We start from the raw sequence: 15,651 nt of genomic DNA, 5'->3' as shown, positions 1-15,651 counted from the left end.
TGCGGCCTCAGTCCGGGGCATCCTCGGTGTGCACCAACTCAACCCGCACGAATCGACTCCCCGCCAGCCCCACCAGCGCGATATCGCCGCCGGCGGGGACCGGCGCGGTCGGCGTCGGCTCGGTCGGCGTCAACACCACGCCATGGCGGGCCTGCACCGCGTACTCGCCGTCAGGCGTGTCGAAGACCACGCCGATCACCCGGCCGTCCTCGAACACCAGGCGCTGCAACGTCGCGTCGTCGAGGGTGGAGATCTCCCGCTCGTGCACCGCCTCGGCCAGCCAATCGTCCAGTGCGCGGCCGTCCGCCGCGCCGATCGGGGCGACTCCCACCGAGAGACCCTCGGCTGTGCGCATGGTGGCCGGCCAGTGGTCCACCGTCGTCAGCACCGCGCCGAACGAGGACGCCAGGCAGGCGCCGGCCCAGACGGACAGCCGAGGACCGACGAAGGTCTCCACGACGGATTTTCGCGTGCGCTGCACGGGCGGGCTGTACAGGGTGCGCACCGGCAGATCGGGAGCGCCGGCAACGGCCGGCGGAGTCGCCCCGGCGACCAGTTCGGCCAGGTACTCGTCGGTGGCAGGATCGCCGACGGTGGGCAGCCAGCCGCGCGCAGCGTCACCGGCGTGGACGTCCGTGCGCCGCGGCGGCGCCGCGATCAGGACGTCCAGCCCGGCGTCGGCGGCGGCCGCCACGTAGGCCAGGCCCCCCGGACCCGCACCTACCGAAATGACTTCGACCTCGTCGTCCCACATGGCTCGTTAGTGACCTCACCGTTGCTCAATCTTGAACCGCCGCGTACGCAGTGTGGCTGTGAGCAACAGAGGCGATGCGTTCAGGCAGACCCGGAAGTCGGGGCTCCCCACAGTATTGACACTTGTGGAAGTAATCAACCGAGACGCACACAGCCCCGCACCAGCACACTTTCGCAAAGAGGAGCCGCGGTCCACGCGAGGGATCGAGGGGGTTTGCCAGCATGGACCGCGGCAACCAGATGAAGATAGCACCCGACCCATCGGAACAGCTGTGCAGAATTCTGCGCCGACCCGTGTCCGCAACCCTGTCGACCCGATCACACCCTTCGGTACCGTCCGGGGCGAAGGCTCCAGTTATATTACGTAGTTAGATAGCCGAGGGAAGGTTACGCAGATATGGACCTGAGTTGGTCGGAGGCGGATGCCGCCTTCCGGGACGAGGTGCGCGAGTTCCTCGCGGCCCGGCTCACACCCGAACTACGGCGGGCCGGCCGCCTGATGACCAGCGTTTACAGCGATCACGAGGCCAGCATGGAGTGGCAGCGGATCCTGCACGAACGCGGCTGGGCCGCTCCCGCCTGGCCCGTTGAGCACGGCGGGTGCGACTGGACGCTGACCCAGCACTACATCTTCAGCCGGGAATCCCAGCTCGCCGGTGCGCCGTCGTTATCCCCGATGGGAATCCGCATGGTGGCCCACGCCATCGTCAAGTTCGGCACCGACGAACAGAAGAACTTCTTCCTGCCGCGCATCCTCACCGGCGAGGTGTTCTTCTGCCAGGGCTATTCCGAACCCGAGGCCGGCTCCGACCTGGCCGCACTGACGATGGCCGCCGTGCACGACGGCGACGACCTGGTGTGCACCGGCAGCAAGATCTGGACCACGCACGCCACCGAGGCCAACTGGATGTTCGCCCTGGTGCGCACCTCACGCACCGGCAAGAAGCAGCAGGGCATCACGTTCGTGCTGATCGACATGACCACCCCGGGGATCGAGATCCGGCCGCTGGTGATGACCTCCGGCGAGGAGGTACAGAGTCAGGTCTTCTTCGATGAGGTCCGGGTTCCGAAAGCCAACGTCATCGGACAGATCGACGACGGCTGGACCGTCGCGAAGTATCTGCTGGAGTTCGAGCGCGGTGGCGGTGCCACCGCACCGGCGCTGCAGGTGATGGCCGAACAGGTGGCCGAGGCAGCGGCCACCCAACCCGCGCCGGCCGGAGGCTCACTGATCGACGACCCGTCCTTCTCTCGCAAGCTCGCCGATGCCCGGATCCGCACCGAGGTGCTCGAGATCCTGGAGTACCGGGTCCTGGCGGCGCTGGCCGGTGGCGGGCATCCCGGTGCGGCGTCCTCGATGCTCAAGATCATCTCGACCGAACTGAGCCAGATGCTCACCGAACTCGCCATGGAGGCGGCCGGGCCGCGAGGCCGGGCCTACCAGCCGCACGGAACCTGCCCGGGCGGACCCATCGCCGACTTCCTCGTGCCCGAGGACGGCTACCTCACCGGCGAGCCGTGGCAGGCGGTCGCACCGCTGCGCTACTTCAACGATCGGGCCGGCTCAATCTATGCCGGTAGCAACGAGATTCAGCGCAATATCCTCGCCAAGGCAGAGTTGGGACTGTAGATGGACTTCACACTGACCGCTGAGCAGGAACTCCTGCGCGACGGCCTGACCAAATTCCTGTCGACCCGTTACCAGCTGGAGTCCAGCCGGGCTGCGGCGAAGATCGGAGCCGGTTGGCAACCCGAGATCTGGCGCGCGTTCGCCGACGAACTCGGCATCCTCGGCGCCGCGCTGCCCGAGGAGGTCGGCGGAATCGGCGGCGGCCCGGTCGAAGTCATGGTGATCGCCGAAGCGCTGGGGCAGGCACTCGTCGTCGAACCGTACGTGGACACCGCGGTGGTGGCGGGCGGGCTGTTGCTGCGGGCCAGGGAACGTGCGCTGCTGGAGCAACTCGTCGCGGGTGAGGCTGTCATCTCGCTGGCCGCCACCGAGGCACAGTCCGGGGAACGTTGGCAGGACGCAGCCACCACGGCCCGCCCCGACGGCGACGGCTGGGTGCTCGACGGCGCAAAGATCATGGTGCTGGGGGCACGGCTGGCGACACACCTGCTGGTCACCGCGACGACGACGGCGGGGCTGTCACTGTTCCTGGTCGACATGGCCGACCCGGCGGCCGGTCTCACCGTGCACGGGTACCGCACTGTCGATGACCGTTGGGCGGCCGATATCGAGTTCGACGGGGTTCCGGCGACTCTGCTGGGCGAGGACGGGGCCGCCTGGCCGTCGTTGGCCCAGGCCCGTGACGAGGGCGCGGCCGCGGTATGCGCCGAAGCGGTGGGCAATATGCGCAAGGTGCTGGCCGACACCGTCGAATACAGCAAGCAGCGTCAGCAGTTCGGGACCGCGATCGGCAGTTTCCAGGCCCTGCAGCACCGCATGGTCGACATGCACATGGAGCTCGAGCAGTCGGTGGCGGCGGTGTATCTGGCCGTGCTCAATCTGACGGCCGACGCCGACCAGCGGGCCCGGGCGGTATCGGCGGCCAAGGCCACCATCGGTCGCGCCGCCCGGTTTATCGGCCAGAACGCGGTGCAGTTACACGGCGGGATGGGCATGACCGAAGAACTCGCCATTGGCCACTACTTCAAGCGGCTCACCGCGGTGCAGTACGAGTTCGGCTCCACCGACTACCATCTGGCGCGCTACGCCGAGCTCACGAGGCGCTGATCAGCTGTCGGCCAGCGCCGCGGCATGCAGGTCCTCGATGGCGATGAACTTGACCCGGGGACGTGATGCCGCGGCGCCGCGGTCACGTTCGGCGCCGTCGATCGCCCGCCATCCCGACCAGTCCAGGGGCCGGATCCCGCGGTCCGCCAGCAGCTTTCGCAGTGCCGCCGGTTCGGCCACATCGCGTGGCAACGCACCGTCGAGGTGGTCCTGCCAGAGCGCGTCCACGGTTTGCACCGCGCAGGTCCGGTTGGTGCCGATGACGCCCCGCGGACCGCGTTTGATCCAGCCGGTGACATAGCTTCCCCGCACACCGGACACCCGACCGTCCTCGTTGGGCACCACGCCGGCGGCCTCGTCGAACGGGAGCCCGTCGACCGCGAGCCCGCGATAGCCGATGGACCGCAGGATCAATCCGGTCGCCAGTGTCTCGGTGCTGCCGCCACGGGCGACCCGCAACCCCTGCGCGACGCCGCTACCGAGGATCTCCTGCGGAGTCGTGTTGAAGCGGAACATGATTCGCTTGTTCCCAGGTGTCTGTGCCCGACCCGCGTATTCGCGGGCGATGTCGAGCTTCAGCGCCGCGCCGAATCTCTCTCCGTCGCTTCGCTCGCCGTCGGCCGGATCGGAGAGGTCGCCGTCGATGACGATATCGACCCCGTCGAGGTGCCCGAGCGCGAGGAACTCCCCCACCGAGAAGGCGGCGTCGGCGATTCCACGCCGTCCCAGAATCACCACTTCCCGGATCGCGCTGGTACGCAGGACTTCCAGGGCGTGCTCGGCGATGTCCGTGGCCGCCAACGCGTCCCGGTCCATCAGCAGCATGCGTGCGACGTCCAACGCGACATTGCCGTTGCCGACGATCACGGCACGTTCGGTGTCGAGATCGAAGACCCGGCCGGCGTGATCGGGATGGCCGTTGTACCAACCCACGAAATCGGCGGCCGGGTGGCTGCCGGGAAGGTCCTCACCGGGGATACCGAGCGCACGACTGGTCGCGGCACCGACCGCATAGATGACGGCGTGGTGATGCGCCAGTAGATCCTCATGGGTGAGGTCACGGCCGATCTCGACGCCGAGATGACAACCGAACCGCCGATTGGTGAAGACCCGCTCGAAGAGGTTCACCACCGACTTGGTGTGCTGGTGATCGGGCGCCACCCCCGCCCGGATCAGACCGAACGGTGTCGGCAGTCGTTCGAAGAGGTTGACCTCGACACCGTCGATGGCGATCAACTCGGCCGCGGCGTAGCAGGCGGCCGGCCCGGCACCCACGATCGCGACCCGCAGAGCGCCGGTCGGGACGGCGGGCCGGGAAGGCCGCAGCGGCGCGGTGTCGGGCTGCAGCGGATACCGCTCGAAGTACGCGGCGTTGATCTCCCGGAAGCGCTCCTGCCCGGGCGGCAGGTCGTCTTCGTAGTGGATGGCATCGACGGGGCACTCGTCGAAGCATGCGCCGCAGTCGATACACGAGTCCGGGTCGATGTAGAGCATGTCCGTGTCATCGCCCTCGACGGGACGGATGCAGTCGACCGGGCAGACCGGTATGCAACTGGCGTCCTTGCAGCAGTTCTGCGTGATCACGTAGCTCATGGCATCCCCTTCAGCGTCACCCGAATGTTACTGGACACTTGTCCGGTAATCCTAGCTGGATGTCACCTACGACACGGCGCAGCAGAGTCGAGATAACAAGAGGGGTGCCTAAAGAGGCACGTAAGGATGTCTTTTTGGCCAGCGATTGCTAATCAGACGGTGCGCCTATACCCTGGACACATGTCCAGCCCAGCGGTGGCTGATGTCACCTTCCTGCAGGATCGCGTTCACGATCCGGTCGTTCGGCTCAAGCAGACACACCAGCAGGTGTTCGGCGCCGCTGCCGCGATCCTCGATGCGCGCGCCGAGCTGTCACTCAGCGAGCTGGCCACCCGCGCCCGCATCGCGCCGTCGGCGGTGTCCGCACATTTCCCGTCGGTCGACGCGATGTTCGCCCAGCTGTATCTCGCCCGGGTGTACGAACTGCCGCTGATCGTCGATCCCGACGCCGACGTCCGGACCCGGGTCGGCACGCAGCTGCGCGCGCTCACCTTGGTGCTGGCCGAGGAACCTCTGTTGGCCTCGGCCTGTGCCCGCGCTTTGTTGCGCGATGACGACGATGCGGTGGCAGCTATTCGCACCCGTGTTGCCGCCGAAGTGCGCCGGCGCACGGCCGCGGCCCTGGGGATGGGCGCGTGGCCGGAGGTCATGGACACCTGCGAGACGCTCTTCTGGGGCGCGCTGCTGCAGGTGCAGACCCGCGTCATGAGCTATCACGCCATGGCGGACCGCCTTGACACCATGCTGTCGTTGCTGCTGCCCGACAGCGACTGACGAGCCCGATTGCCCCTGCACCCGAGCTCCGGCTCCGTCAGAATGCAGCGCAGCATGGACACCTCATTCGAGAGCAAGGATCTGGTCGCCGGTCGACTCAACATCGCCCCGGCCAAGGCCGTGTTGGCGGCCCGCGCCGTTCAGGACAGCATCATCAGCATCGGTGACCTGTGACCGCCCTCCTGCACGAACTGATCACCGCGGTCGCCGCCGAGACACCCGACCGGCCCGCCCTCATCGGCCCCGACGGGACCTCGATCAGCTTCGCGCAGTTCGACACCCAGATCTGCCGCACCGCGGCGTGGGTGGCGGCCCACAGCAGCTCCGGTGACCGGATAGCCGTCATCGCCGACAACGGCGCCGACTATGCCAGGGTGTACTACGCGGTCCCGCGCAGCGGTCGCGTGCTGGTGCTGATCAACCAACGGCTCGGCAGCACCGAACAACTCGACCAGCTGGCATCGGTCCGGCCGGCCCTTGTGCTCGGCGATCCCGGCTACCTGGCACCGCTGGCCGGCAGCGGACACCGGTTGGTGCCGTTCGACAGCATGCGGTGCCACGATCTTCCGGATCCGCCGGCCACCCCGGTGGTCGCGCCGGACGACGCCGCCTGGCTGCTGTTCACCAGCGGCTCGACCGGAAAACCCAAGGGTGTCATACATACCCACCGTTCACTGCTGGCCGCCGCGCGCGGGACCATCGCCGGTCGGTCGGTCCGTGCCGACGGGGTCTACCTGTTGCCCTTCCCCATGTGTCACATCGCCGGCTACAACATGCTGGTGCACCATGCGGCCGGCTCGACAGTGCTCCCGGTACCGGCGTTTCGGCCGGACGCCTTCACCGATGCGGTCAACACCCACGGTGTGACGTCCTGCTCGCTGGCCCCGACGATGCTGCACGCCCTGCTGGCCCATCTCGAGGACACCGGGACCGAGCTGCCCACCCTGCGCGATATCGCCTATGGTTCGGCCGCGATCCCGGCCGACCTGTTGCACCGGGCCGTCGCCCGCCTCGGGGTGGGATTTCATCAGGGTTACGGGATGACCGAAACCGGCGGCAACATCACCTTTCTCGGACCCGACGAACACCGGTCCGGGGACGCGGCGATTCTGGCGACCGCCGGCCATCCGCACTCCGGGGTGCAGATACGCATCGCCGGCCCCGGGCCGATCGGTGAGATCCTGGTGCGCGGCGAACAGGTCGCCGCGGGTTACTGGCCGGATCTGCCGGCCACGGTCGACGGCTGGTTGCACACCGGGGATATCGGCCGGCTCGATGAGAATGGTCGCCTGGTGGTATCCGATCGCCTCAAGGATGTGATCATCACCGGTGGGGAGAACGTGTCCTCCCGGGAGGTCGAGGACGTGCTGTCGCGGCATCCGGACGTGGAGCAGGTTGCGGTGGTCGGCGTACCCGATCCGTATTGGGGCGAGGCGATCTGCGCGGTGGTCGTGGCCCGGTCCGGCAGCCCGGTGAGCGCCGCGGATCTCGTCGAGCTGGTGCGCGGCAGCCTCGCCGGATTCAAACGCCCCCGACATGTCCTGTTCGTCGAGGCCCTACCGTTGACCAGCAACGGCAAGATCGCGAAAGAAGCTGTGCGGCAGTATGCGCGGCGCCAGATGGGCTGAGCCCTGCTACTGCGTCGCACCTTCCAGGCCGGCCCGCTCCACGCTCATCAGGCTCTCGGTGTGGTGCTCGGCCCAGTACGCCGCGGCCCCGCCGTTGAGGCCGAACAGCCGCTTGCTCCACAGCAGCCACACCACTGCGATCACGTTGATGACCACCGCCGCCACCCGCAGCACGGTCACCTTCTCGGTCAGTTCATAGATCTCCAGCGGCAGGAAAGCACTGGTCGCCACGACCGCGAAATACTCACCCCAGCGCTTCATCAGCCACAGACCGGTCGCCTCGACCAGTTGGGTGCCGGCGTAGGCGGCCAACCCGATCGCGATCCACAACAACGTGGTCGACGACAGGGAGAACGCGTCGCCGATATGACGGATGATCTTGGAATCGTCCAGATTCCAGCCGATCTGATCGGCCAAGGGGCGCAGCAGCGGAAGCTCGTCCTCGAAGGCCTGCTTCAGGTGCTCCCGTTCACCGCGAACCTTGAGCACCCCACCCGCGGCCAGGAGCAGCAGCAGCGCGCGGATCACCCGTTCGGCGGCCAGAATCCGCATCAATGTCCGGTCCCGGAGCAGGCGGCCACGCGGCACCTCGGGCGCGGTGTCGGCGGGACCGTGCCCGCGCGGCGGGCCGACCACGAACGTCTCGCAGCGCAGGCATCGCCAGGCCTCACCGACCGGGGTGTCCACCCGAAGCCGTTCCCGCAATTCGGGCTCATCGGGCGCGAACGTCGCGTGCCCGCGCAGGCCACAGGACCGCAGCGCGAAGTTCACCATGGCAGGGACACTACCGCCGGGCTCGCGAGCGCGGCACGCCGCTGGTACCGCGGACGACGAGTTCGGCTTCCAGCACAATCTCTTTGGGCCCGCCACACCGCTGCTCCAGGAGCTCGACCGCCAGCCGCACCGCGTGCCGGGCCAAGCCGGGGGCATCCTGATGCACCGTGGTCAGGTCGATCCGCGGATAGTCCGAGAGCCGGCTGTCATCGAATCCCACCAGTGAGAGATCGCCGGGGATGTCGACGCCGGCGCGGGTCAGGACGTCGAGCAGGCCCAGTGCACTGCGGTCGTTACTGGCCAGCACGGCGGTCGGCAGGTCCGGGCGGGCGAGCAGTTCCCGCGCGGCGGCGGCGCCCCCCTCCTCGGTGTGCGCGCCGGCGATGACGTCGATTCGGTCGCCGAGACCGTGCGCCTGCATGGCGGCACGGTAACCACGGCGACGCTCAGGCGAGCCCGCGTCCTCGCCGCCGTCGACATGCACGATGTCCTTGTGCCCCAGGGCGACCAGATAGTCGACCGCTTCCCTCGTCCCCTGGGCGTCATCGGTGCGCACCGAGGCCAGATTCAGCCCGTCGCGCAGCGCTTCGGCAGGAAGCCGGGGGCCCACCACGACGACGGGCACCTCGGACGCCAGGGTGGTCAGATAGTCGACTCCGGACGTGGGCGCCAGTAGCACCAAGCTGCCGCACCGGTGACTCAGCAGCGCATTCACCGGGACCGATTCGGGGCGGTCGGACAGGTTCGTCGTCAGCAGCACCTCATAGCCCAACTCTTCGGCGGCCGGGTAGATACCGGTCACCAACTCGGCCTGGAACAGCTGACGGACATCGGTCAACACGCCGAGCGTGCGACTACGCCCGAGGGCGAGGCCGCGGGCCGCCGAGTCGGGCCGGTAACCGATCTCCTCGGCGATGGTGAGCACGCGCTGCCGGGTCTCCTCGCTGGCGCCCGGTTTGCCGTCCAGGATGAAGGACACCAGAGTCCGGGACACACCGGCGCGAGCGGCGACCTCGGCCATCGTCGGGCGGCGCGGCGATGCGCCGTGGCGCGGCGCAGTGGGCATCGCACCTCCTATCCGACGTGACGGTTGACACACCCCCATCGAAGGACCCATAGTAGCCCTAACGCGCGTTACTAACGCGCGTTAGATCGGCGCAGCGCGGCGCCCCGCAAGCCGGCCACAGACGATCGCCTCCTGGGCCGGTACACCCGCCGCGACTGATCAGCGAAAGGACATTCCCCGATGGGCACGATTCTTGTCGGCTCCGCACCGGATTCCTGGGGTGTGTGGTTTCCCGACGACCCGAATCAGACGCCGTACACCCGATTCCTGGACGAGGTCGCCGAATCCGGTCACCAGTGGATCGAGCTGGGCCCGTTCGGCTACCTGCCCACCGACCCGAAGCGGCTCTCCGACGAACTGGCCGAGCGCAACCTGAAGCTGTCCGCCGGCACGGTCTTCGAGCATCTGCATCGGGACGGACCTCGTGCGGCCGAGAATTGGGACTCGGTCTGGCGCCAGGTCGAGGATGTCGCGAAACTGACCGCCGCCGTGGGCGGTACGCACGTCGTCGTCATTCCCGAGATGTGGCGCGACCCGGCCACCGGAGCGGTGCTCGAGGATCGCCACCTCACCCCCGAGCAGTGGCACCAGAAGACCCGCGGAATGAACGAGCTGGGCAAGGCCATGTTCGAGAAGTACGGCGTGCGTGCGCAATACCACCCGCATGCCGACAGCCACGTGGACACCGAGGAGAACGTCTACCGCTTCCTCGACGGCACCGACGGCGAGTTCGTCAACCTGTGCCTGGACACCGGGCATATCAGCTACTGCGGCGGTGACAACATCGCCATCATCCGGCGAGCCCCGGAGCGGATCGGCTACCTGCACCTCAAGCAGGTCGACCCCGAGGTGCGCGCCAAGGTCGAGGCCGAGGACCTACCCTTCGGCGAGGCCGTCAAGCTCGGCGCCATGACCGAACCACCGCTGGGCATTCCGGAGATGCCACCGCTGCTCGCCGAGATCGACAAGCTCGGTATCGACGTCTTCGCGATCGTCGAACAGGACATGTACCCCTGCGAGGTCGACGCTCCCCTGCCCATCGCCACACGCACCCAGAGCTATCTGAGCACGTGTGGCATTCCCTCCGTCCGTTTCCGCTAGGAGTCGAAAGATCGTGTCCGATATCAAGATTGCCGTCCTCGGCGTAGGGATCATGGGCGCCGACCACGTCGCGCGGATCACCTCCCGTATCTCCGGGGCCGCGGTGGTCGTGGTCAACGACTACCTCGCCGAGAAGGCCGAGACCATCGCCGCAGGCATCCCCGACTGCCGTGCAGTCGGCGATCCCCTGGACGCCATCGCCGACGCGCAAGTCGACGCGGTCGTGATCGCCAGCCCGGGACCCAGCCACGAGAAGCAACTGTTGGCGTGCCTGGAGCATGGCAAGCCGGTGCTGTGCGAAAAGCCGCTGACCACCGATGCGGAGACCTCGCTCGCCGTGGTCAAGCGCGAAGCCGAACTGGGCAACCGACTGATCCAGGTCGGCTTCATGCGCCGTTTCGATCGTGAGTACGCGCAACTGAAGTCCATGCTGGACGCCGGCGAGTTCGGCCGCCCACTGGTGCTGCACTGCGTGCACCGCAATCCCGCGGTTCCACCGACTTTCGATTCGGCGATGGTGGTCCGCGATTCACTGGTGCACGAGGTGGACGTCACCCGCTTCTTGTTCGACGAGGAGATCACCTCGATCCAGATCATCCGCCCGGCCACGAATCCCGGAGCACCCGAAGGTATCCAGGATCCGCAGATCGCCATCATGCGCACCGCATCGGGAAAGCACATCGACGTCGAACTGTTCGTCACGACCGGGGTGGCCTATGAGGTGCGCACCGAACTGGTCGGCGAAAAGGGTTCGGCGTTCATCGGTCTCGACGTCGGCCTGGTCCGCAAGACGGCCACCGGTATGTGGGGCGGGCAGATCACCCCGGGCTTCCGGGAGCGGTTCGGGCAGGCCTATGACACCGAATTCCAGCGCTGGGTCGATGCCGTGCACGCCGGAGCGACCACCGGTGATTACACCGACGGGCCGGTGGCGTGGGACGGTTACGCCGCGGCCGCGGTCTGCGAAGCGGGCGTCCGGTCACTGAACAGCGGTGAGCCTGTCGACGTCCGCATGGTCGCCCGCGAGTCCATCAAGGGAGCATGACGGTGAAGATCGCGCTGGATCAGCGTCGACCTGACCGGCGTTACTCGGGTTGCTTGTAGCGATTCAGGAACGCCAGGGCGGCGATCGCCGCGGTGACGCCGATGGCTGTCCACAGAATGAACGGGAAGACCAGTGCGATAGGCGACCAGCCGACACCGGCCAACACGGTGGCGGAGTAGACCAGCCAGACGAGCCGGTAGACCGACCACAGCACGGTCAGCCCGGCGACGATGCCGAGCACCATGGCCCGGGAGCGGTCGACGCGGTTGATCTGTTCCTGGATACGGGCGGGCACGATGTTCATGTCTTCGGACTTCCTCTCACGTTGCGCCGCCCCGATGGCGTCGCTGTGAGACCAAGTACAGGGCGCGCCGATCGCTACCGATCCCAAGATTCGTCCGCCGAACGGCGGGATATCGCGCGTGTGCGCTGCTCGGCGCAAGCGATGGACCGGCTCCGAAGTGGCCCGCCCGTCAGGTGCGCACGGCACCTAGGGTTGACGCCATGACCACCGTCGCCGATCACGTCATCACCACCCTGCGCGCCAGCGGCGTGCAACGGGTCTATGGATTGCCTGGAGACAGCCTCAACGGATTCACCGATGCGATCCGGCGCTCGGAGGACTTCACCTGGGAGCATGTGCGGCATGAGGAAGCGGCCGGATTCGCCGCCGCCGCCGACGCCGCGCTCACCGGACGACTCGCGGTGTGTGCGGGCAGTTGTGGTCCGGGCAACCTGCATCTGATCAACGGGCTGTTCGATGCCCAGCGCAGCCGCGTTCCGGTACTGGCCATCGCCGCGCACATCCCTCAGGCCGAGATCGGGTCACAGTATTTCCAGGAGACCCGCCCGCAGGAGCTGTTCCGAGAGTGCAGCGTGTACTGCGAGCTGGTCACCACCGCCGAGTCCGCACCGCGTGTCCTGGAGATGGCGATGCGGGCGGCGGTCGAGGAGAACGGGGTGGCCGTCGTGGTCGTCCCCGGTGAGATCTTCCTGTCCAAGATCGGCGATGTGCGCGTCACCCCGGTGTTGCCCACACATCCCGTGATCCGGCCCTCCGACGACGAGCTGCGCCGCGCGGCGGCAATCCTGAACGGCGCCAACAACATCACCATCCTCGCGGGCGCCGGTGTGCAGGGCGCCCACGATCAGCTGGTGGCGCTGGCCGAGACCTTGCAGGCACCGGTGGTGCACGCCCTGCGCGGCAAGGAGTTCGTCGAGTACGACAACCCGTACGACGTCGGGATGACCGGCCTGCTCGGGTTCGCCTCCGGTTACAAGGCCATCAAGGAAGCCGAAGTGCTTCTCATGCTCGGCACCGACTTTCCCTACCGGCAGTTCTATCCGGAGAACGCCACCGTCATCCAGGTGGACATCCGCGGCCGGAACCTGGGCCGGCGCACGCCGATCGATCTCGGCCTGGTTGGCACCGTCACCGACACACTGGCCGCGCTGGCGCCGCTGCTCACCGCCCGGCACGACCGCACCCATCTGGACCGGTCTCTGAACCATTACCGCAAGACCCGGCGCCGGCTCGACGAGTTGGCGGTCAACGACCGGGACCGCACCCCCATCCGCCCCGAGTACGTGGCGGCGGTGGCCGACCGGCTGGCCGCCGACAACGCGGTGTTCACCGTCGACGTCGGCTCGCCGGTGGTGTGGGCGGCGCGGTACCTGACCATGAACGGCAAGCGCCGGCTGCTCGGGTCCTTCAACCACGGCACCATGGCGTGCGCACTCCCGTTGGCGATCGGCGCGCAGACCGTCAACCGGGACCGCCAGGTGGTCGCGTTCGCCGGTGACGGCGGGCTGACCATGTTGTTCGGCGAGCTGATCACGCTCGTTCAGAACCGGCTCCCGGTCACACTCATCGTGTTCAACAACTCGTCGCTGAACTTCGTGGAACTGGAGATGAAGGCCGCGGGCATCGTCACGTTCGGCACCGACCTGAAGAACCCCGACTTCGCCGCGGTGGCCGAGGCGCTGGGACTGTTCGCGCGCCGGGTGGAGCACCCGGCAGACCTGGAATCCGCCCTGGAAGCGGCGTTGGCTTACGACGGCCCGGCCCTGGTGGATGTGGTGACCGCCCGCCAGGAACTGTCGATCCCACCGGCCATCACCGTCGAGCAGGCAAAGGGCTTCTCGCTGTACGCCATCCGCACCATCATGGCCGGGCGCGCCGACGAACTGCTCGACCTGATGACCACCAATGTGGCGCGCCGCATCCTCGACTGAGGATTGTGGCGGGCGCCACGTTTTCGCACCCAAATCGCCTGGGCTGTAGCGAATCTCACACCGAGAAAGTTGCGTTACACAGAATTAACAAGGAGCATCGAGGTGTTCCACATATCGGGTGATCCCCGACCGGTGGGCACCGACAACAACTGAGTCCCCGCGACCCGGGGAACTTTCGAGGAGTGAAGAAAATGTCTTTCGCGCAGTTTCGCGCCGATGTGAAGCGGGCCAACAGCCGGCGACGCCTCTACGCGCGGATCAACGCAATGCCCGATTCGACGGTTCGTGAAGAACTGATCGCCGTGGCTCAGCGGTACGAGTTCGAGGACTCGCTGCGCTGATCCGATTTCACAGAACAGAGCCGGTGGCCTTCGGGCCCCGGCTCTGATTTCTTCAGCGCTGGCCCCACGGGCTACCGCCACGTCGGGCGGGCGGCAGCCACCCGAAGGGGTCGGGGCCGTCCGCGCGGTATTCGAGGCTGACGTGTCCGCGGTAACCGCGGGCGGCAAGGTGCGTCAGGTGACCGTGAAAGTCGATTCCACCCGTTCCGGGAGCGCCGCGGCCGGGGGCATCGGCGATCTGGACATGCCCGATCCGCTCGGTATACGCCTCGATGACACGGGCGAGATCATCACCGTTGACGGTCAGGTGGTACAGATCCGCCAGCATTCGCACCGTCGGCATGCCGACGCGGTCGAGGACCGCGATCACGTCGGCGGCCGTCCGCAACGGGTAACCGGGCACACCGCTGAGCGGTTCCACGAGGATGTCCGCACCGATCGGGCCTGCCCGCTGGGCCGCATGGGCCAGGTTGGCCGTCGCGTTCTCGTCTTGAATCGCGGGCGGGACACCGTCGACACGGTTGCCGTAGAGCGCGTTGAATGCCTTGGTGCCCAACCTTTCCGCAATACCGACGGCCACATCGACGTTGTCCCGGAACTCCTGTCCACGGCCGGGAACGGATAACAGCCCACGCTCCCCCGCCGCCATGTCACCGCCGGCGAAGTTCAACGCGACCAGCCGCACCCCGGCGTTGGCGACAGCCCGGACAAAGGCGTCGACCTCGGCATCGGCCGGCACGGATTCGGTGAACGGCCACCAGAATTCGATCGCCTCGAAGCCCGCGTCCCGGGCCGCCTGCGGGCGGTGCAGCAGCGGGTGTTCGGTGAGCAGTATCGAGCAGTTCACGACGTAGCGCGCCGGCATGGTTCACCCCCGCCCGAAATACGGCATGGCGCGCGCCATCACGGTCAGCTCCGGTACCGACACCTCGAGCGGCAGATCGACGATATGCGCCACGGCCCCCGCCACGTGCTGCACATCGAAGGTCGGCTCGGCGGCCAGCCGTCCGTCGGCCTGCAGTGTCTCGCTGAATCCGGCCGTCATATCGGTGGCCGCGTTGCCGATGTCGAGTTGCGTCACACAGATATCGAGGGCACGTAGATCCAGCAACATCGAGGCGGTCAAACCGCTGATGGCGTGTTTGGTGACGGTGTAGGCCAGGCTGTGCGGGCGTGGCCGGTGTGCGGACAACGAACCGTTGTTGATGATCCGCCCGCCCCGCGGCAGCTGCGCGGCCATGATGCGGGCGGCCTCGCGCGCGCAGAACACCGACCCGTCGACATTGGTCCGCCAGACCGTGTGCCACTGCTCGACGTCGATCTCGGTGATCGAGGCCGCGGGCCCGAACACTCCGGCGTTGTTGAACAGCACATCGACCCGTCCGAAGGTGGCGACGGTGTCCCCGAACAGCGCCCGCACCGACTCCGCGTCGGTGACATCGGTCGGCACCACCCGGGCGTTCGGCCGGCCGGCGGCCGCCTCGGCCAGCTGTTCGGGTCTGCGACCGGCCAGCACGACCTGATGACCGGCGTCCAGCAGCACCCGCGCCGTGGCCCGGCCGATACCGCTACCGGCGCCTGTGATGACGACTACTTTCCCCACC

Annotated in this window: 15 protein-coding genes; 8 read left to right on the top strand and 7 right to left on the bottom strand. The window is 67.6% G+C overall.

The genetic code is table 11. The features are described from left to right. Nucleotides 1-7: 7 nt before the first annotated feature. A complete protein-coding gene (locus tag FHU31_RS10360) occupies nucleotides 8-754 on the bottom strand; it encodes an FAD-binding protein (RefSeq protein ID WP_167157989.1) in 747 nt (248 codons plus the stop codon). Nucleotides 755-1,150: 396 nt separating this feature from the next. Between FHU31_RS10360 and FHU31_RS10355 the strand changes: the two genes are divergently transcribed. Together FHU31_RS10355 and FHU31_RS10350 are read left to right on the top strand one after the other, a co-directional pair. Next, on the top strand, nucleotides 1,151-2,383 hold the full coding sequence (locus FHU31_RS10355) for an acyl-CoA dehydrogenase family protein (protein ID WP_167157988.1): 1,233 nt from the start codon (nucleotides 1,151-1,153) through the stop codon (nucleotides 2,381-2,383). Beyond that, on the top strand, nucleotides 2,384-3,490 hold the full coding sequence (locus FHU31_RS10350; protein WP_167157986.1) for an acyl-CoA dehydrogenase family protein: 1,107 nt from the start codon (nucleotides 2,384-2,386) through the stop codon (nucleotides 3,488-3,490). Here FHU31_RS10350 and FHU31_RS10345 read toward each other — a convergent pair whose 3' ends face one another. Continuing rightward, nucleotides 3,491-5,083, bottom strand: a complete 1,593-nt coding sequence (locus FHU31_RS10345; RefSeq protein ID WP_167157984.1) for an FAD-dependent oxidoreductase — start codon at nucleotides 5,081-5,083, stop codon at nucleotides 3,491-3,493. Between the two features lie 180 nt (nucleotides 5,084-5,263). Between FHU31_RS10345 and FHU31_RS10340 the strand changes: the two genes are divergently transcribed. Together FHU31_RS10340 and FHU31_RS10335 are read left to right on the top strand one after the other, a co-directional pair. After that, nucleotides 5,264-5,857, top strand: a complete 594-nt coding sequence (locus FHU31_RS10340) for a TetR/AcrR family transcriptional regulator (protein ID WP_234901181.1) — start codon at nucleotides 5,264-5,266, stop codon at nucleotides 5,855-5,857. 170 nt (nucleotides 5,858-6,027) lie between these two features. Next, complete coding sequence (locus FHU31_RS10335; protein ID WP_167157980.1) at nucleotides 6,028-7,485, top strand: AMP-binding protein; 1,458 nt, start codon at nucleotides 6,028-6,030, stop codon at nucleotides 7,483-7,485. Nucleotides 7,486-7,491: 6 nt separating this feature from the next. On the opposite strand, the gene FHU31_RS10330 is transcribed toward FHU31_RS10335, so the two are convergent. Beyond that, the gene (locus FHU31_RS10330; protein WP_167157978.1) at nucleotides 7,492-8,259 is read right to left on the bottom strand and encodes a DUF2127 domain-containing protein; all 768 of its coding nucleotides are present in this window, start codon (nucleotides 8,257-8,259) and stop codon (nucleotides 7,492-7,494) included. A gap of 10 nt (nucleotides 8,260-8,269) precedes the next feature. Beyond that, nucleotides 8,270-9,325, bottom strand: a complete 1,056-nt coding sequence (locus FHU31_RS10325; protein ID WP_234901180.1) for a LacI family DNA-binding transcriptional regulator — start codon at nucleotides 9,323-9,325, stop codon at nucleotides 8,270-8,272. Between the two features lie 180 nt (nucleotides 9,326-9,505). Between FHU31_RS10325 and FHU31_RS10320 the strand changes: the two genes are divergently transcribed. Both FHU31_RS10320 and FHU31_RS10315 read left to right on the top strand, forming a co-directional pair. Further along, on the top strand, nucleotides 9,506-10,426 hold the full coding sequence (locus FHU31_RS10320; protein ID WP_167157976.1) for a sugar phosphate isomerase/epimerase family protein: 921 nt from the start codon (nucleotides 9,506-9,508) through the stop codon (nucleotides 10,424-10,426). Between the two features lie 13 nt (nucleotides 10,427-10,439). Beyond that, entirely contained in the window at nucleotides 10,440-11,471 is a 1,032-nt protein-coding gene (locus tag FHU31_RS10315; RefSeq protein ID WP_167157974.1) for a Gfo/Idh/MocA family protein, read from the top strand. A 40-nt stretch (nucleotides 11,472-11,511) separates the two neighbouring features. Here the strand turns inward: FHU31_RS10315 and FHU31_RS10310 are convergent, their stop codons facing one another. After that, a complete protein-coding gene (locus FHU31_RS10310; protein ID WP_167157972.1) occupies nucleotides 11,512-11,775 on the bottom strand; it encodes a hypothetical protein in 264 nt (87 codons plus the stop codon). A gap of 200 nt (nucleotides 11,776-11,975) precedes the next feature. Here FHU31_RS10310 and poxB point away from each other — a divergent pair, with 200 nt between their 5' ends. Both poxB and FHU31_RS10300 read left to right on the top strand, forming a co-directional pair. Continuing rightward, nucleotides 11,976-13,706: a ubiquinone-dependent pyruvate dehydrogenase gene (poxB, locus tag FHU31_RS10305; protein ID WP_167157970.1), complete on the top strand. Its 1,731-nt coding sequence runs from the start codon at nucleotides 11,976-11,978 to the stop codon at nucleotides 13,704-13,706. A 191-nt stretch (nucleotides 13,707-13,897) separates the two neighbouring features. Beyond that, on the top strand, nucleotides 13,898-14,047 hold the full coding sequence (locus FHU31_RS10300) for a hypothetical protein (protein WP_090355121.1): 150 nt from the start codon (nucleotides 13,898-13,900) through the stop codon (nucleotides 14,045-14,047). 52 nt (nucleotides 14,048-14,099) lie between these two features. Here the strand turns inward: FHU31_RS10300 and FHU31_RS10295 are convergent, their stop codons facing one another. Together FHU31_RS10295 and FHU31_RS10290 are read right to left on the bottom strand one after the other, a co-directional pair. After that, complete coding sequence (locus FHU31_RS10295; RefSeq protein ID WP_167157968.1) at nucleotides 14,100-14,912, bottom strand: hydroxypyruvate isomerase family protein; 813 nt, start codon at nucleotides 14,910-14,912, stop codon at nucleotides 14,100-14,102. A 3-nt stretch (nucleotides 14,913-14,915) separates the two neighbouring features. After that, complete coding sequence (locus FHU31_RS10290) at nucleotides 14,916-15,650, bottom strand: SDR family oxidoreductase (RefSeq protein ID WP_263987945.1); 735 nt, start codon at nucleotides 15,648-15,650, stop codon at nucleotides 14,916-14,918. Nucleotide 15,651: the final 1 nt, after the last annotated feature.

Source organism: Mycolicibacterium fluoranthenivorans (assembly GCF_011758805.1).
Taxonomy (GTDB): domain Bacteria; phylum Actinomycetota; class Actinomycetes; order Mycobacteriales; family Mycobacteriaceae; genus Mycobacterium; species Mycobacterium fluoranthenivorans.
Note: the sequence above shows the minus strand (reverse complement) of the source record. Positions and strands in the feature narration are given on the sequence as shown.